The sequence below is a fragment of the Thermogutta hypogea genome, assembly GCF_055386265.1.
In genome coordinates, this window is the sequence record NZ_AP042425.1 from 1,646,529 (window position 1) to 1,665,551 (window position 19,023).

Annotated in this window: 9 protein-coding genes and 1 tRNA gene; 3 read left to right on the plus strand and 7 right to left on the minus strand. The window is 60.6% G+C overall.

All coding sequences use genetic code 11. The features are described 5' to 3' along the window. Positions 1-2 precede the first annotated feature (2 nt). Entirely contained in the window at positions 3-1,424 is a 1,422-nt protein-coding gene (locus tag ACZ5B4_RS05965; protein ID WP_464913518.1) for a sulfatase family protein, read from the plus strand. Positions 1,425-1,523: 99 nt separating this feature from the next. Further along, entirely contained in the window at positions 1,524-3,047 is a 1,524-nt protein-coding gene (locus ACZ5B4_RS05970) for a sulfatase family protein (RefSeq protein WP_464913519.1), read from the plus strand. A 144-nt stretch (positions 3,048-3,191) separates the two neighbouring features. Here ACZ5B4_RS05970 and ACZ5B4_RS05975 read toward each other — a convergent pair whose 3' ends face one another. The 6 genes from ACZ5B4_RS05975 to ACZ5B4_RS06000 all read right to left on the minus strand — a co-directional run bounded on the left by ACZ5B4_RS05975 (position 3,192) and on the right by ACZ5B4_RS06000 (position 16,438). Continuing rightward, entirely contained in the window at positions 3,192-6,461 is a 3,270-nt protein-coding gene (locus tag ACZ5B4_RS05975) for a molybdopterin-dependent oxidoreductase (protein ID WP_464913520.1), read from the minus strand. An 18-nt stretch (positions 6,462-6,479) separates the two neighbouring features. After that, positions 6,480-7,661 (minus strand): NrfD/PsrC family molybdoenzyme membrane anchor subunit, encoded by a 1,182-nt coding sequence (gene nrfD, locus ACZ5B4_RS05980; RefSeq protein WP_464913521.1) that lies wholly within the window; start codon positions 7,659-7,661, stop codon positions 6,480-6,482. 58 nt (positions 7,662-7,719) lie between these two features. Further along, positions 7,720-8,622 (minus strand): 4Fe-4S dicluster domain-containing protein, encoded by a 903-nt coding sequence (locus ACZ5B4_RS05985; protein ID WP_464913522.1) that lies wholly within the window; start codon positions 8,620-8,622, stop codon positions 7,720-7,722. A 459-nt stretch (positions 8,623-9,081) separates the two neighbouring features. Next, positions 9,082-9,154, minus strand: a tRNA-Cys gene (locus ACZ5B4_RS05990). A gap of 283 nt (positions 9,155-9,437) precedes the next feature. Continuing rightward, positions 9,438-13,757, minus strand: a complete 4,320-nt coding sequence (locus tag ACZ5B4_RS05995) for a secretin N-terminal domain-containing protein (protein WP_464913523.1) — start codon at positions 13,755-13,757, stop codon at positions 9,438-9,440. 584 nt (positions 13,758-14,341) lie between these two features. After that, positions 14,342-16,438, minus strand: a complete 2,097-nt coding sequence (locus ACZ5B4_RS06000) for a hypothetical protein (protein ID WP_464913524.1) — start codon at positions 16,436-16,438, stop codon at positions 14,342-14,344. Between ACZ5B4_RS06000 and ACZ5B4_RS06005 the strand changes: the two genes are divergently transcribed. Beyond that, positions 16,437-16,637 (plus strand): hypothetical protein, encoded by a 201-nt coding sequence (locus tag ACZ5B4_RS06005; protein WP_464913525.1) that lies wholly within the window; start codon positions 16,437-16,439, stop codon positions 16,635-16,637. The genes ACZ5B4_RS06000 and ACZ5B4_RS06005 overlap by 2 nt on opposite strands. Before the next feature lie 190 nt (positions 16,638-16,827). Here ACZ5B4_RS06005 and ACZ5B4_RS06010 read toward each other — a convergent pair whose 3' ends face one another. Further along, a complete protein-coding gene (locus tag ACZ5B4_RS06010; protein ID WP_464913526.1) occupies positions 16,828-18,885 on the minus strand; it encodes a prenyltransferase/squalene oxidase repeat-containing protein in 2,058 nt (685 codons plus the stop codon). Positions 18,886-19,023 lie beyond the last annotated feature (138 nt).

A 19,023-nucleotide genomic window follows, 5' to 3' on the forward strand; every position in this document is an offset into this window, starting at 1 on the left:
CAATGCGAACGACAGGGTTTCTGGCGGTTTTCGCGACCTTGGGGTTGTGCAGCGGCGCTCTTGCTCAAGCGCCGCAGGCTCGTCCGAATGTGCTCATCATCATGGCCGATGACTGCACCTACAACGACTTGCCGATCTATGGGGGTCGCAATGCCCGGACGCCGCATCTCGATCGGCTGGCCCGAGAGGGCTTAGTGTACGATCGCGCGTATCTGAGCATGGCGATGTGCCAACCCTGCCGAGCCGAACTTTATACCGGCCTGTACCCGATGCGCAACGGCTGTTGCTGGAATCATTCGGCGTCCCGTCGAACGATCGCCGGCATGCCGCAACATCTGGGGCGGTATGGGTATCGCGTGGGGCTGGCGGGGAAGGTCCATGTGGAACCGCGAGAGGTTTTCCCGTTCGAGCAAGTCCCCGGTTTCTGCCCCAATTGCACGGCCGATCCGACCCCGCCGCATGACTTGGCCGGGATCCGCGAGTTCATGACCCGGCGGCCGGATCAGCCGTTCGCGTTGGTTGTGGCTTTGGTGGAGCCGCACGTACCCTGGGTGATGGGCGACGCATCGCAATACCCCACGGTCCGGCTCCAGCTCCCGCCGCATATCGCCGACACGCCGAAAACGCGCGCGGATTTCGCGGCATACCTGGCGGAGATTACTTACATGGACGGGCAGGTGGGAGCAATTCTCGAATTGTTGGATGAAATCGGTTTACGAGAGAGCACGCTGGTTCTGTTCACGTCCGAGCAAGGCGCGCAGTTCCCCGGATGCAAATGGACCAACTGGGACCTTGGCGTGCACACGGCTTTGGTGGCACGATGGCCGGGCAAGGTGCCCCAGGGGAAACGAACCGCGGCCCTCGTCCAATACGCGGATTGGTTGCCGACCCTGCTGCGGCTTGCAGGGGCATCGGATTCGGAACTGGAGGCGTTCGACGGCCGCAGCTTTCTTGGGACGTTGCTTGGCCGGGAGCCAAAACACCGCGATTATGTGTATTTTGCACACAACAACTTTCCCGAGGGACCGCCGTATCCCATCCGCTCCGTCTCCGACGGCGAATGGCACTACATTCGTAATCTGACTCCTCAAGAGATCTACATCGAAAAGCACGTCATGGGCCTTCAGGGAGGCGGGGCGTTGAACAATCCCTACTGGCCGACCTGGGTCGGCTCTTCCTGGAACAGTCCGCGGACGTACCGGCTTGTAAAGCGATACGTTTCTCGACCGGCCGAGGAATTGTACCGCACGGCCGACGATTCGTTTGAGATGAACAATCTGGCCGAAGACCCGCGGTACGCTGCGGTCATGTCGCGCCTTTCCGACGAATTGGACCGCTGGCTTGAGGAACAGGGAGATCCCGGCATCCCTCTCGATACGCCCGAGGCACATCGCGCCATGAAGGAGGGGCAACCGTCGTATTGAGCACTACACGCCTGCCCACAATCCTTTTCCCGGTTTGGGAGAGTGCCGACGGAGTTCCTTGCCCGCAATCCCGACACCGCGTGATTGGGAGTCATAAGCATGAAACGGCACATTTTTTCGCCGCCGCGATCATTGGTTGTAAGCCTTTGTTTGATACTGGCATTCTTGCCTGCCGTGGAGACGCAGGCTTCGTCCCCGTCCCCTGCGAAACCGAATATCGTAATCATCTTGGCCGACGATCTCGGCTACGGCAGTTTAGCATGTCAAGGCGCGCCCGCCGATTTGGTACAGACGCCCAACATCGACCGCCTTGCCCGCGAGGGGATGCGGTTTACCGACGCCAACACACCATCCTCGGTCTGCACGCCGACGCGCTATGGCTTGCTCACCGGGCGATACTGTTGGCGGTCCGCCTTGAAACAGGGAGTCGCGAACGTCTTCGATCCGCTGCTCATCGAAACGGATCGCCCGACGCTTGCCTCGCTGCTGAAACGGCATGGTTATCATACGGCCATGATCGGCAAGTGGCACTTGGGCTATGGCAGCGTCAAGCCGGTGGATTTCACCGGGATGCTCAAGCCGGGTCCGTTGGAATTGGGTTTCGATTATCAGTTCGCCGTTCCCCAGAACAACGGCGACTTGACCGGCGTCTATATCGAGAATCACAGAGTATTCGGCCTTCGATCCGCCAAGCGAGATCCGAATCCCGGCACCACGTTTTACGGTTCGACGTACTTGGGATTGGACGCACCCAAGCGAGATGACTCTCGCAATATGCCCGTGCTTACCGACAAGGCCTTGGCTTGGTTGGGACTGGTTCCCAGGGATGAACCGTTTTTTCTGTACCTCGCCGCAACCGCCGTGCACGAGCCGATTACACCCTCTCCGGACGTGGCGGGAAGCACCGCCGGCGGACCATACACCGACTTTATCCGCGATTTGGACCTCACCGTGGGCAGAATCTTCAAGGCCGTGGAAGATCGCGGCTCGGCAGATAACACCCTCTTTTTGTTCACGAGCGATAACGGCGGCGTCCTTCCTCCCGCCAATCCCCAAGCCGCCGATCGCAATCCCGCTATTCGGCGGGCCGTCGAGGCAGGACTGAAGGTGAACGGCGACCGGCGCGGGGGAAAGCACTCCATTTGGGAGGGCGGATTTCGTGTGCCGTTTGTGGTGCGCTGGCCGCAGTGCGTACCCGCCGGCACGCGTTGCGATCACATGATCGGCTTGATCGACGTCTACGCAACCGTGGCCGAGCTACTCGGCGAACCGCTCGGTGCGATTGACCCTGCCGAGTCGGAACGCATGCCGGCCCCGGACAGTGTCAGTTTCTTGTCCTTGCTTCGTGATCCGGAATCCGCCTCGCCTCGCGATTCGCTGATTCTTCACAGCGCGAAAGGAGTGTTCGCCGTCCGTCGGGGTCCTTGGAAGTACATCGAGGGCAAGCCGTTCTCGCCGGTACCCGCAGCGCAGCTCGCAAATCATCCCGAGTACCACGCCCAGCTTTACAATCTCGAACGTGATCCCGGCGAGACAACGGACCTGCTCGGTCAGTTTCCGCGGGAAGCAGAGTCCTTGGCCGAGCTGCTCGAGAAGCATCGGGAACAGGGTTTCAGTCGGTGAAGACCGAGACAGGAAGGGCGGAGATATCTTTTAGGCCCTCCGATGCCGGGATCGCGTTTTGATCGGTTCCCGCACCACGCGCCACGGCGAGCAGGTACGCAGGCCCCCCCGGCTGTATCGCGGTCTCGTGTTAGGAACCGGAGATCATCCGCCGAACGCTCGAGAGGGGATCGGCTCGAGTTTCACGTGGCTATCGTAAAAACTCACGCTGCCGCCGACGGGATCGAACATGCAGGTATTCTGGACCAAGGGGTCGGTCCACATGGCGGCGTTAGCGTGAATTCCGAGCGAGCGCCGCTTTTCCCCCCGAATTACGACGCCGTCGATTTCCACGTCGGAGGCTCCCGTCGCCCAATGCCCGAATCCTAACGCGAAGCTGACGACGCCCGGCCGGATGGTCTGCGTAACCACGACTTTGCCGATCATCGGTTTTCTGCCCGCCGCTCCCAGGTCGTATTCGCCTTGGACATTGGTAGCGCTGGTGACCTTGACATGCTGTCCATGAACCAAACCGAGGCGTTCCGCATCCCTCGGATTGACGAGGATGCCGTTCTCAGGCATCAAGGCGGACAACCAGGGATCTGCGATGGTCCGGCTCTTCGTCTGACTGATGACCCGATGCGTAATCATCGCCAACTCGTAGTCCTTCCGATACTGATCCGGTTCGTTCCCTTCGAACGTGCGAACCGGGAGGTAGCACGCAAAGCCCGGATTGGGCCGGCCGGTGCCCGCGTGAACTGTGGAAGCCGTTTTCTCTTGATAGAGGTTGAGCAAGGCCCCGTAGGCATTGGCCGCTCGATCACCCCGATATCCCTTTTCGTAGTCGTCGAAGCGACCGCCCCGCGAGAGGACGTACACGACTTTAGGCCACATCTTTTCGCCGACGATTTCTCGCCATCGGGCCGGATCGAACACGGTGGGCGGCAAGTGTCGGCGGGCCGCCAGGAATACTTCCATCTCGCGCTGATCGGCGTCGGGAACGTTCTGCGAACCGTCCGACTTCTCGCCGAATGCCAGATTCGCCACCGCACGTAGGTACAAATCGTCCGGATGCTTCAGCGGCAGTCCCTCGCCGAAGCCGCCTTCTCCGAATCCCGGCAGATTCAACCGCTCGGCGATACCCAACAACAAGGCTTCGAAGCTGATAGGAATCTTCTGACCGAAAACCGTGCATTCTTCCGGAATAGGTGCGATGACCGGCTGGCGGACGGGCTGTACTTTTTGCGGAATGTTGGGGTGGCTGCCCTGAAACTCCCAACGTTCCAGAAAGCTCAAGTCCGGGAAAATATAGTCGGCATACATGGATGTGCTGCCGATCACGACGTCCACGGCGATATACAGCGGCAACCTCTCGAGATCGCTCAGCACGGCCGTATTGGTGTGCCCTGCCGGGAGTGCATAATTCGGCGCTCCCATGTAGGTAAACAAGACCTTGATGGGATAGGGATAGGCGTCGCCGATGGACGGAATGATTTCCTCATAAACGTCGCTGGAAAGCGGATACCAGTTCCTTTTGGCGGGGTAACCCGAAAAAATCGTGGTCTTTTCGTAATCGATGCCGTGCCGGATGGAACTGATTCCGAAAGCCGTGATTTTCCCCGGGTGCGCCTTGAGGTCGAAGAGCTTGCCTTTTCCGCTGATATCCCAGGTGGCGGCCTTGATCATGCCTCCCTTAGCGTCAAAGTTGCCCAGCAACATGTTGAGCGTCATCCAGCTAAGCACGTTGTAGAATCCGTTCGTGTGCTGCGCCGGGCCGCGGTGCACATCCACGCAGGCGGCTTTTCCGTAAGACGACAACTCGCGGGCGATCGCGATGACATCCTCTTCCTTGACGTCGGCCAGGGCGGCCCATTCCGCCGTGGTGCGCTCGCAGGCGGATTCGTAGAGGATTTGCAGGGCGCTCTTGACGACGGTGCCGTCCGGGAGGGTCGTGTTCACGAAAAGATCGCCGAATACGGGGGTTACCGCGTCGTTAGGATCGACGGCCGTCGGTTTACCGTCGACCATGACCAGCATGAACTTTTCGGTATACTCCCCTTTTCCGTCTGCGGTCGGCCGGGTCTGCGCCTGTACCAAGGGCTGACCGTCGATCTTCACGTCCGCCGCCCGCACGAATTTTCCCGGTACGCCGTCGTGGATCGTCACCAACCAGGTCCCGTTGCACCAACTGTTCTCGCCGGAGGCCGATGCCGCCGCCTTATTGGCGCAGGACAGGAACTTGGCATCGTAACGTTTTTGTTCGATGATCCAGCGAATCATGGCCATGGCGACCGCAGCGTCCGTGCCGGGTTTCAACGGCAGCCACTTCCAGGCTTTGCTTGCCAGCTTACTGAACCGCGGATCGGCCACGGCGATCTTGGTTCGACCGGTCGCCAGGTTGCCCGTCAATCGAACGGTGCGATTGGGCGGGCCGTAATTGGCCTCAAAAAGATTGGCGCCCACGAAAAGGATGAACTTGGCGTTCTCCGTATCGGCCTGCCAATAGAATTTCTGACCGTCGGTGAACCTACCGTCGATATACTGTTCGCTGATCGCCTTGCAAGTAAAATACAACGAGCCTTGGCACACGGTTGTATGACCATGTGCGTTAACCGTACCCAGGGCGGCCGCAAACCGTTTGTATAAGTCGCCCCGACCATCCTTCAGCCGCCCCCACATCACGACGATCTGATTGTTTTTGGGACCTAAATCCGGATGATCCGGGTCGATCAGCACATCCAAATGGGCCGCGTGTTTCTCCTTAAAGGCCGCGACCAATTCCTTTTTCTTGTCCTTGTCCTTTTCGTTCCAGATGGCTTTGATGTCGGCATCCATGACCTTAGAGACGTCCGGATCCTTCAGCGCAAGGCAGGCAGCCACCCCCTCGACTTGACGATTTTCTTCGCCCGGGACATGGCGGAAAAGCGTCCCGCCTTCGCAAATCTCTTGTATGGCTTGTTCGAAGGGGATGGTGATCCATTTGTTCTCCCCCCGCTTGCCGGCCCGCTTGAGCACCTTACGGATGCGATACGGGTCGTAGGCGGTTTGCAGGCCTGCCTGGCCTTTGGGGCAGATCGCGCCGTCCACCGCCGCGGCATCCACGGGATGGGTGGCGTAGGGAAGATGCGGGAGGAGCGTCCACGGGTTGTAAGGATTTCCGTCGATTTTCGTGACGTAACCGTCTTGAATCTTGCACTTGATGCCGCAGCCTGTATTGCATTGCAAGCAAACGCTATAGATGATGTTCTCCGGTTTCGCCGGGTCGTAGGGGACGTCGGGACGAGGACTGTTCAAAATAGCAGCTCCCGTACCGCCGTCGGCGCCCAAAGCGGCTCCGGCATCAGCAACGGCCGAGAGTAAGCCGCTGCCCAGCAGCGCGCCGCCCGCCAAGAATCCGCGACGCGTCTGATGTTGGGAACGCTTGTTCGTATTCATGGAACGCCTCGAAGTGCCTCAGTCATGCAATCCGAAATGTCGCGCAGCCACGTCGTTGATCTTGGAGCCGAGAAAGAACACCGCCACTCCCACCGCAAGCAAGAACAGCCCCACAAAGTACTCCATGGGCGTCGCGTGGTAGATGTATTTCAGCCGCTCGTGGTGAAAGGCATCCTGCAACCCCTCCAACTCCCCAACCGCTTGTCCGGGAATCAAGACGTTCAAGCGTGCGCTGATGAAACACACGCCCACGAGGATGGCTGCGATCAACCAAGCGTTGGTTCGCCGGGTGAGGAAAAGGGCGAACGGCAGAATTCCCCCCAGAATCAGATGTACGATCCAGAACACCCACCAGTACGGGCCGCGAAGGATCAACTCGATGGCCGGAGCGTGGACGTCGGGATTCCACAGCGCGATCGAGAACTCCGCGAATTCGAACGCGAAATAGACGGCCAATCCGATCAAAGTCACGGCACGCAGACGCCGGACGGCCGCCTCGTGATCCGCGGCCGATTCGGCGCCGGGGCCGAGGAGGATGCGCACCGCCAACAAGGTGGCGCCGCCCGCCGTAATCGCGGACGCCAGGAACAGCATGGGCAGCAAGGCACTATGCCAGAAACCCTTGGCCTCGACCACGCCGAAGAACGCACCGCTTTGGCTGGGAAACATGATGGAAAACAGTATGGCCGGCGCCAACAACGGCTTGAGCCAGGCCGACCGTCGTTGAAACGTCATCAGCCAACACACCGCGGCCAGAATGATGAACGCGTTGTACATCCACGCGTTCAACGTCATCATGCTGTTGAAATTGGGGGAGAAAAAGATGAAGGCCGCTCTTTCCATGTGGCCCAAATCCAACCAGACTCCCAGGAAGGCCGGAATGACGGCTGCGACGGAGAGGACGATCACCGTTCGCAGCGTGGCCGGATTGCGAAATCCCGGTAGCCCTACGAGGAATCCTCCCGCCCCCAACAGGAAGGCTCCACCCGCGATCCCGACGCCGTGAAAATAGATCGCCACCCACAAACCCCACGGCACAAACGAACCGTAGCCGGCAGGCAGGTGCCCCAACAGCCAGCGCTGATAGACGCCCACCAGCCCCAACCCCAGTGCGATCAGCCACAGAGCCCAAAGCAAAAGTCTGATCAGAGGGGAAGATGCCACACGTTCCGCCACGCTCGTTGAATGAAGCGACGCCATTTTCGAACCTCCCATGGAATTTGCCGCGTTTCGCTGTGCCATGGGCCGTGCCGGCAAGTTATGCGATATAGAAGACGCGCGGACTGGTTCCTTTGTGCGGAAGAAGGGTGTAAACGTTGTTTTTCGCGATCAACTCCGTCACCAACGCGTCGGGGTCCGAAGCGTCACCGAAGTAGGTGGCCCTGCCGATGCACGTCGTAACGCACATGGGTAGCTGCCCCACTTCCAATCGATGCAAGCAGAAATGACACTTTCGGGCGTTGCCGACCGGACTGCGATGTCCGTCGCGGCCCCACGCCTTGCCGTATTCGTAATTCGGCAGATCTTCCAACTTCTGGTCCGGTCCCATCACCGCGGCTCCATCCGCTCCGACTGCGGCCCCATCCATGTAATGTAAGCCGAAGTCGCTGGTGCGAGCACCGTACGGGCAAGCGGTGAGACAATACCGGCAGCCGATGCACTTGTCGTAATCGACGATCGTGATGCCGTCGGGCCGTCGCCAGGTAGCTTTGACCGGGCATACCGGAACGCACGGCGGCCTTTCGCATTGCATGCAAGGACGCGGCGTGAATTTCAGGTGAACGTTCGGAAACTCACCGCGCTCTTCCGTGATGACAGGTCGGTACACCACGCCGGGCGGGAGTTTATTCTCTGCTACGCATCCGATCGTACAGGCATGGCAGCCCACGCATTTGCGTTGATCAATGACCATGACCCAGCGGCGCTGCTCAACCGGCTTGGCCATGGCCTTCACCAGATCGCGCTGCATTCGCAGCAGGACGTCCTCGTCAAACCGGGGTTCGATGTTGTTGAGGACGGTCAACTGCCGGACCGTGCCCTCGCCTTGAGGATCGCCTGTCTCGCGATCGAGCCTTGCCCGAGCCACCAATGCCCCCGTCGCCAGAACCCCGGCTGCCGTCAGGGCTCCCGCCTTGACAAGTTCGCGTCTATCCATGGTCATAGCGTCACTCCGCACAACGGGCGAATAGTAGGGGCGATCTATCGCGTGATGCTCCAAGCATAACACTCAGCAAGAAACAGCTCAGCCAGATTTGCTAAGCAAAATTGGTGGAACTGACAGACTTATTACGTCCTTGGCATTGCTTCGGATCGATGATCACCGAAAAAAATGACGCTGCTGTGATTAGGAATCGTTACCTTCAGCCGCTCAACGGAGACGAATTCGTGCACGTTCTCCGCAACAGGCGCCTGAGGCTCCAAGCCGCTGTGGCCCTGGCATGCGCTCATGGGCAAGGCTGGCGAGAGCCATCACACCGGGCTTCCTTGAGATCGCCACCGGAGAAGCGCTTGTCCCTCAGGGGATTTAGCTTGCGACTCGAGGACCGACTCGCCTTGGAGCGGGGACCGTCGCGTAGACGCCGCGGACGAAACGAAAAGTGGGGAGTAGAGGGAAACTGAGAGGCGCCGGCCGGATTCGAACCGGCGAATGGTGGATTTGCAATCCACTGCCTTAGCCGCTTGGCTACGGCGCCTTTTTATCGAGCCGCAAACGCTTTCACCTTCCGCGGGTGTGGAAGCCGTGTGCCCTATCCATGCAACGCGTCCGGCCGCCCCTACGACCGTTTTAAGAAGCAACGGCCACGTCGGGAATTCCCGCAAAAGGCACGTATGCGCGGGGCCGACCAATCTTGCGGCAACTAGTGCAACAAAGCTAATCGGCACTCCAGGCTCACGACTCAAGAGATTTTATCACGCCGGCTGCTTGACGCAACCCCCACAGCCGCTCCGTAAAACAGGAGGTTGACTTCGAACGAGTTAGCGTCCCGATCTCCGAAAGCTTGAATTTCCGCCGGTGGTTCCGCCGCGAGTGAACCCGCCCCGCATGAATCCGCTGTTGCCACCCATTTGAAAGCCGCCGGGGAAACCGCCTGAGAATCCTTGGAATCCGCCGGGCTGGCCCCCGAAACCGCCGCGAAATTGAGTGCTGGAACCCGTGGACGTCCCGGTCCGGACGCCCGAAGAACCCGTGCTCCCGCGAATCTGCACATCTCCGCCCAGCAGAGCCGTTAAAGCGGACCGAATCGACTCCGGATTGGCCCGTTCCAGAGTCACCACCTGCGTGGTTTCCTCTGATTCGGTCTCGGCCCTCTGATCCAGTTGCTCGACCAACTGCTGGACCTCTTTGAGCAGTCGTTCCGGGGCGGAAACGATCAGGGAGTTGGTGCGGGAATCGACGCCGATCGACATCTTGGGCGTTTCCTCTTGGGGCTGTGAGCGGCCTCCTCCGCCTCCGCGCCCCCCGCGTAACAACTGAATCAGTTCTTGCGGCGAGGGCGCCCGCTGTTGTCCGGATCCGGTGACCAGTCGATCCTGATAAACGCTACGGAGGATTTGCGCGATTTCCTCGGCTTGGGTGTTTCGGACCGGAATGATGACGGTCTTGGGCTGCACCGCCACATCTTCCGGACTGTCGGAACGATCGAGCACGCGGAGAATCTCTTCCACGAGTTGAAGGTCCTCGGAATAGGCCTGCACGATCAACGCGTTGAGGCGGCTATCCGGGGTAATTTGAATGCGTTTGGAAATGCTGTCGGCGCTGGAGGAACTGCTCCCGGCAGAGCTTTCCTCCGCGCCAAGCAGGCTTCCGACCAGGCCGCCGCCCACGTTGCCAAAAGCAGCCCGAGCGATTTCGCCGACCAAGGAACCGCCGGTCGAGCCGCTGCTGGTCAGTGTGCCGCCCCCCAAAATCTGGTCGAGAATCGCTCCGGCGGTTTCCGCCTTGGCATGTTTCAGATAGTAGACCACCAGTTCCGGGCCGCTACTGGACTGGTACTGCCCGGTTGTCATCATCCTGCGAAGCAAGTCTTCGAGTTGGTTGAGAGCGTCCGGGTCTTGAGAGGCAATCACCAGCCCGTCGGGAGTGACGGCCACCACGACCGGCGGCGCTCCCGTCGCCAAAGCGCGCGGCAAGTCGGCAGGCGGAGCCACCGGTGCCGCACCACCGGACTCGCTTGGGGCGGGGGCCGGAACGTTGCCGCTCGTTTCCCCCTCCGTGCCGCTTGTCTCCGCCGATCGGCTTACGAGCCGAAAGGGCGTTTCAAAGTTCTCACGGTCGCCGCCTTCGACGGTCAGACGATCGTTAGTTTGCGGGATCGCCGTCGAGCGATCGGAGTCGGATCGCTGTTCGTGCGAATGTTCGTGGTCGTCCGACCCTTGCGGGATTGGAGGCTGAAAACCGCCGGGAGGACCCCATGGGCCCGGCGGGCCGAATCCGCCCGGAGGTCCCCAACCGCCGGGAGAGGGCCAGGTGGGACTAGGTTGAGGTTGGGGCGGCTGGCTGCCGGACGACGTTGGAGCGGTCTGCCCCGAGGACCGATTCGGCACGCCGCCCACCACCAATCTACGCGTGGTCATTCCGGCGGCTCCCAGCGGAATGCGAAAAGATTCCAATTGACCGCGTTCCGCCGGCTGACCGTCGGCCCCGGTGGGTGGCCCAGGCTCGGGCGGCGAAGCGTCATCGGAGACCGAACGCGGCACAATCACCTGCAAGCGATTCTCTCGCACGTTGGGCCAGACGGCTTGGAGTTCCCGTAGCATGGCCTCGGCCACTTCCGGCGACATAGGGATCGTCCGGATGAGATTCACATTTCCGCCACCCGCTCCGGGCTCCGGCTCGCCCATCTTTCGCAGCATTTCGCGAATTTGCTCGATGTGGGATCGGCTGCCGCGAATCAGGAGCTGCCGCGTCATGATGTCGGCATCCACGGTCGGGGCGTTGATGTTGCCGCCGTCCGCCGTCCCAAACAACTTGTTGATGGCCAGCACCGCCAACTGCGGATCGACGACACGAAGCGGAATGACCTCGACCTGTCCCGCTTCCCCTTGCAGTTGTTGCAACGTCGCCCGTATTGTCGCGTGCTGAGCCGGACGGGCGAAGGCAATCAGGTTGCCCGTCTTGGGATCAATGGCCAACCGAACGTCGGGCATCCCGACCAACAGCGTCTGCAACACTTCGAGGACGGCTTGCGGGTCGGCGGCGGTCACGGGATAGACTTCCAGTTGCGGCGTGGAATCGATGCTCGAGCCGGATGCACCGGAGGCAGTGGGGTCCGCGGCCTCCACCACCTTGGAGAACCTATCCAACATGTCGGGCGTTCCGGTGACGAGCAGCCTAGCTCCGCCCGGGTCCAATGCGAATCGCAAATTCCCGTCCGCTGTGGAGTTCTGATCGGCCGGAATCTGAAACATCTGCCGGACGATGTTCAGTACCTGATCGACCGTGGACGGATTGACTCGAATCACACGCACGTTATTCGCGGCCGCCTCCGGGTTCTCGATCGCGTCAATCACCCGCCGAATCGTTCGCAGTTTTCCCGCCGTCTCGGTCACGAACAATTGTTTGGACTTGGGCAACACCAGGACGCTCCCCTGCGGCCCAAGAAGCTTCTTCACCTCCGTCTCAGCCTCTTCGGGCGACATGCGTTGAAGCTGGAAGAGCGTGCTCACGAGTTCATGATCGCCCCGTTTATCCAGGTCCTCGGGCAAGACGGTATCCACAAGATTCGGCGGAATGCCGTCGTCGAGGTTCAGCAAGATCAGCATCCGTTCCTTCCGAACCAGCATGTACCCCTTCATCAAGAGCACGCTGTTGAGCAGGTCGATGGCCTCCGACGGCGTAAACTCTCGGTCGTCGACATAATTGAACGTCCCCGACGGTGCGTTCTCCATCACGAGCGACAAACCCGCTTGCTCGGCGAACCACTTCAATACTTCCTGCCAAGGCTGATAGCGAAAATTGAAACGCAGTCGAACCTCCGACGAGGGCAGGGGCCCTGCAACAGCTGCCATCGCTGCCGCCTGCTCACGGGTTGCCGGCGGTCCAGCTTGGGCCTCCCCGGCAGGCGGAGTACCGGAAGTGATCGTAGGAGGACCGACCGGCTGCGCGGCCGGCATCGGCGGAGCGGGTTCCGTCGGCGGCGGGACGTTGGCAGACTCTTTACTCGCGTCGCCATTGCCGTCGGGCATCGGCCCCTCGACCGTCGGTTGAGGACGAGCGGCGTCGGTTGACGAAGGCGCGGGACTTTCCGTCTGCGGCGAAGGAGAAACCGGCAGCACTTCTTGAGGAGGCTGAATTACGGCGCCGGACGCCGGGGGTGAAGGCGAAGCTCCAGAGGTCGCCGCGTCGGATGACGCCTCGCTTTCCGCCGCGGCGGGTGCGGACGAAGCTGCTTCTTCGACCGGGGTTGCCGCCTCGGGGGATTCCATACCAGCCGATCCCGGCATGTTTTCCGTCGCAGCGGCGTCGGATTGACTTTCACCCGGGGGTACGGGCGAAGTAGGAGGGGCCTGGACAGGCGAAACTTCTGGTTCCGAACCTTGAGCCATCGAGGCAGCGGGCATGGTATCAGGGTTGATGGGTCGAGGGGATGACGGATCCGTAGGCTCCGTTGTCGATTCCGCGGCAGGTTGTCCGTCGGCGCTTTCCGCAGAGACCGCCGGGATGCTTGCCGTCTGAGCGGGACTTTCCCCCATGAGGACGGCTCGCAGCGCGGCTCGCTGCGGTTCACCCAGCAATGCGGCGATGGGCTCGTCCAGCTTCTTGACCTCATCCTCCGGCGGATTAGGCCCCAATTCCCGAAGCTTCTCCTCTCGTGCCCGCACCGCATCACGAACAGCCGCTTGCTGTTCCGGCGGGATTCGCAGCCGTTCCGCAAGGACGGGGTCTGCCAAAACGGACAGACCGTAACGCTTGAAGCGCAACTGTTCGAGCTTGGCCCGTTGTTGCGGGCTTAGAACGGCAAGGCCTTTCTCTTCACTCTCTTTACGGAAAGGGGCGAGCTTGGCAAATCGCTCATCCGGCGTCAGCCCCCGAAAGTCCGATGCGAAATCCAATACTTCGGCTTCCCGATCCACGACGATTTGGTTGATGTGCGACAATTGTGTCGGCGTCAGCCCTATCTGCTGAGCAACATCCGGTTCCAGTGCCAGGGCCAAGACACCGACCACCTCGCGTTCGGCGGCTTGACCGACCGCCGCGAAAACGGCTGCCGTCAACGCGACCCATGCCGCGGCCCACAAGCGCAGACCACAAAAGCCCCCACAAATTGGGGCAGGCAAACTGGTGAAAGAACGCATCGAGTTCTCCCCAAAAATGGACCGCAAAAGTTCGCGCATCATTCCGAAGGTTCGCCGATCGGGGTGGGGCGGCGACACCCCCGCTCAACGCAGGGAGCGACAAGGCCCGAACGAATGACGCCCCTTCGGAGCTCGAGGAATAGGAATCCCTATCCTCATTATGTTAAGAATTCGCCGAGGCTCCAAAAACAACTTTTCTGGGCCCCATCGCCATGGCAATTCTCGGAACCCCAATGAACCGGCGAGGCAGTGCCGTTTGCTGTGGCAGCATTTCCCAGCCAAAACTTCACAGCCCTCCCATCACTATTAAACCCTCTGGGCGAGGACGGTTTCGAAAAGCATTGGATTCGCGGCTATTTGCTTGACAACCAGACGGGAACCACTCGGCACACTCCTCTTTAGGGGGATTTCTTTCGATTGATGGAGAGGTAATCAACGAAGTTAAATCGATGACCCAGGCCGGGGACGGTAGAAGGCTGAAGGTTGACTGTGACGGCTAGTGGTCACGCAAACTCAGCATGCCCCCCGACGCGAGAGCCATGTCTCCGCGATGCCATAACTCGAACAGGTGGGAAACTACCAAGCTATCGGCGGATGAGAAGCAGATACCAAGTCGTGGCGAACTCACCGAGCGGAATACGCCAAGCGGAGGACGACCTCTCCGCCGCGAAGGCCCCGGCCAAAGGACGTCCTTCCGCATCGAGGGGAACGATCTCGATTCCCGTGGCTGCAATCTCTTTCAAGAAGAGATTCCCGCGAATGATCTCGATTTCCGTAGGGGCGTGTCCCCAGTCTTCCAAGGACGTTCGGTCGGCGTTCCATTTTTGCCCGGCATTAGCCGCCGTCCCGCAGACTGTCAATAAGAGTTGATCCGCGCCGCGAATAGGTGCCGGTTCCACTGCGGAAAGCGTGATCGCCGCAAAATCATTTTCAATTTCAGGCCGCATGTGGGCGGTCTCCGTCGGCAGATCGCGGCAATGGCCGATCACCGCTTGGAAACCGGCGGAATTGATGACCACCAAACCGCGATCTTTTCCCTGCGTCAACCAAGCCAACTCGCCCGTATCGGAACGGATCGGGTTGTCCACGGGAACTTCGGCGGGAATGCGGGTTTCACTCGTGAGCGACTCTACCCGAACCCCGTGCTGTAGCGGTAAAGCGGCCGGAAATCCGGGCGAGTAGAAGGGGCTCAGCTCCCAACGATTCCTTAGGCGTATGCTCTCGCGGACGTCCTCCGGACTGTAAGACCGCAGCATCATCCGCTCAGCCGCCCGGACGTCTCCGCGGAGAAAGGCCGCCGTACAAGCCGCTAATTGCGTCATCTTGACGGGATCGAACGCCAAATCAAAGTGCCCCGCAATTCGCGGCTCAACTCCCACAACTTCAGCGTGAGTCATGGTGTACCAAAAGATACCATCCCAGTCCTGGAAAGCCCCGTAGGCGGCGAGAATCGGGATGCCCTCGCAGGCGAATCGATGGGGGAACGGGTGATTCACCTCCGACACGGTGTAGGGTTTGTCGGCTAGGGGAGTGCGGGCTAGTTGCGCGACCGTGGAGTGCAGCGGATCGACGACCATGGGAGTATTGGGAATCTTGAACCCCAGAGTCCTGCCGGTATCGGGATCGCGAATGTAGGAGGGGTGCTGCCAATAGACGTGGCCGTCCACCACATCGAGGAGAGAGGTCCCGGCTACGATCGGATATCCTGACTGCCCGTGACCGTGGTCGCTATTACCCACGATGAGTGATCGGACCCCTAAGTCTTCACGCAGAAAACTCTGCATGGAGCGGAAGTACTGACGTTCCAAGTCCATGTAGAACATGGCTTCCGTGTGAAATCGTTCGGCGGAGGCAGAAGAAAACTGATCCGGACTCAATCGCGGAATCCACTCGCCCTCTTGGACGGAGGCCTCGCTTCGGATGCGACCGAGGGTTTCGGGCGAGACGTTCCGAGTTAACCAATCGTTGTAGAGCCGCGTCAAATCGGCGGCATAACTAGCCGGTATGTCGGTCCAGGTTCCGGGGTTCTTTCGGGTATTCGTTCCCCGCAAACGGCCGTCCATCCAGGCTTCGATCAGCGAGTTCTCGTTTACCAACTCGACGACGGCAACGCTCGGTTCGTGACGGTATTCGTTGCCGGTATACGGGTTCTTATGCGTCAATAAGGCTCGGGCATATTCTCTCTGAAGCTCCAGAAGCCGCGGATCGAAGTACGTGAGCCCCTTCGCGAATCCCAGCAGTTCATGATCCCGGACGCCGTCGTCGGCCTTGTAGGATCGCGCTACATTCAGATTGATGTCGCTGTAGATTCCCCACGCCTTAAGCCGGGCCGTCAGGTAGTCCAACCGATCCAAATACTCCGGATCAAGGCGGCGTGTATCGCTTCGGGATGCGTCGATGATTCCATTCGGTGCCGGGCGGTCGAAAAAGTGAAAACGCACGCAGTTGACACCCCAGCGTGCCAATCGTTCCGCCATGGCCTCGGCGTGTTCCTTCGGAGGGAGACAGCCCTTGCCCGAGAGATTCACGCCCCAAAAGCGGATCCTCTTGCCGTCTGCCGTGGCAAGGCGACCGTCACGGACAGTGATGAACCCCGATTTTCCGGCCGGTTTTTCCAGCAGATAAGAGAAATCGATCTTGCTCCCCTCGAGGTTCCCCCAAGTCACGGGAAACGGTTTCATGGCGGAGATCGGCGTTTCCTCCGCCGCTTGGATGGAAAAGCATCCAAAGCAAATTCCAACCGCGAGGCATGTGCTCCATCGCATCATCATGGACTCTCCTCGTGAACCGGCGATGTGTGGGAAAGAGGGACGCCTTCAACGGGGCGAGACGCTGCGGCAATTTTTGGACGGGACGAACGGCTTCGAAACGCCTCCGTGATCTTATCGCCCGATGTGTTCCCTGCCAAGCGTGTGGTTCTTCAAGGACTTGCTTCGCACGCCTCCGACGCCGTCAAACAGCCGCCGACGCCGACTTGGATTTCGAGTAAAGCTGCGTCAAAAAATGAATGCGACTGAAAGGGTGACCCACATCCGGATCCGAGGCGTCGCAGCAATCCTCGCGAATCGGCTTACTGGGTTGTGCGGCCGTTTGACTTGTCGGGCGCGCCGCCCCCTTCGCCTCCCAACTCCGCGGTCTTCACGAGCAAGGCCGGCGAGGAATCGTAGAGGGGCATGTGGCGGTAATAGACTTCCAAGGTACATATCGCCAGAGCCGTGGTGTAAATCCGACCGCCTTGACGCCCGTATTGATCAAGCGGATCCCAACTCCCTGCCAATGAACCCGTCTTGCGCTGAGTCGTCAAGAGGGTTTCCTTCATGGCGTCATTCCATTTTCGCCAGAAATCTCCGCCCATGTGATGCATGACCTGCGTGGCGTAGTAAATGTAGTAAAACCATGGCATGGAAGTGTCGAGCCTTTGCGAGCTGGGCCGGTTCTCGTTGAGAAGATAGTAGGCCCCCGCCTTCAGCCCTTGATGATCCCGCGGCCAGCCTAGATATTGACGACAAAGCAGGGCCTCGGCGGTCATGGTGGGGGTGGCTCCGCCGCCCGGGAGATAGGCGTAGCGTCCGCCATAGCGGTCGGCTTGAGCGCTGTCGAGGTACCGTGAGGCTCCGGCAAAGACTCGATCCGGAACGCGAAGGTACGCCATTTTGCCGCTGCGCAGGGCCATCAATTGCCATCCCAGAACGCTCGTATCCCCAGCCTGGCCCGGGTCGTAGCGCCAACCACCGGCCGAGTGCTGTGCGCGCACAATAAAGTCCAATGCCTTTTGTGCCGGTTCGCGGAGTTGAGGATCGCGGGTCATGGCGTAGGCCTCGCACAAGACGATGGCGGCTTGGCCGTGCGCGTACATATCCCCGATTCCGCTTCCCCGCAAGTCGCCGTCCTTTCCCTGACGACCGACGAGCCAATTCAACCCTTTCAAGACCAGAGATCGGTACTCGCCGTCCCGATGCGTTTGGCCTGCCCCGAGGAAAGGCAGAAGCGCCAAGGCAGTGCCCGCCACGTCCGACTCCTGCCCAAAGCCGTCCTCGTCTCCGACGGCCCCCGGCGCGCGATGGAAGGCGTGCAGGCTCCAACTGCCGTCCCGGTTTTGGTACCGCGACAGCCAGCGAAGGCCCCGCGCTACGGCGGCCTCGGTCTCGTTCGTCCCGCCTCCCTGTTCCAGCAAGCGGCTGCGCACGCTCGGATCTCGGCCGGCAAACATCACACCCACCGGCGGCGGAGCCAAGGGAGTCGCGACGCTGCTGTCGGCCAAATAGCTGGAGATATTCAACGGAACCGGATCGGCGACGGAAGGAACCTCCACCTCGTCCACGCCGGGGGGCGCGTCCGCAACGATGTCGACCGGGACGGCGAGTCCGGCTTCCTCAAATTCCGCCGGGAGTTCCTCGCGCTCCTTCAGGAGCCCTTCCTCACCCTCCAGATCGCGATAATTGATGGAGGTCGATAGGGTGATGGCCGGACGTTGGCGCGAATCGGGGGCGGCGAGCAAAGCCAACAGCAGCAAGGCCACCATGTGGAAGATCAAACTGATCAGCCAGGCCGGCAAGTCACTCCAAAAGGTTCGTGCCAATGTTTGCGGGCGGGCGGCCACGGCCGCGTCGCGGTACCAGTCGCGCCGCGGTACTGCGCTTCGGCGGCGTGCCTCCCAGGGAGCCGGCGTCAACACAGGCGAGGCCCCAGGGGCAACTTCGGCGGCCCAACGGCCGGACTTGGATGGCGCGGTTGCCGACGCTTCGTGCTCTGCGTTTTTGGGCCGGCTCTTGGGGGCTGAACGGGAAACCGTCGGGTGAATCGCGGATGCTGCATCCGCCGTTCTTTTTTCCCTCTCAAATTCCCACTGTTGCAGCAGGCGCATCGCCTGTTGCTCTTGCTCCTCGGTCAGTTCAATACTCAGGCCGCAGCGCCAGCAATCCGCCATCCGCAGCCAAAGACGAATCGACATCGGAGCCCCGCACTGAAGGCAAGCGCAGGCCAGCACGCCGCCGTCCAACCAGATTTCGGTAGGCGATTCGGGCGAGTCCCGCCGCGAAGTCTCGCCGGGCTGCGGGGCAACGCGTTCGGCCGGTTCCCCCGATGCGGCGGGAGACCTCGCAAACGTTTCCGCCGAAGAATCCGTCATGCAGCCGATGCCCTAAAGATAAGGCCGATGGAAAAGGCACATCCGACCACCCGCGAAGGGGGCGCGGCAACCACAATACCGGTAACCGGAGCCTGAATCATGGCGGCGACCCTCGCTCGCGGCCGCCTTTCCGACCGG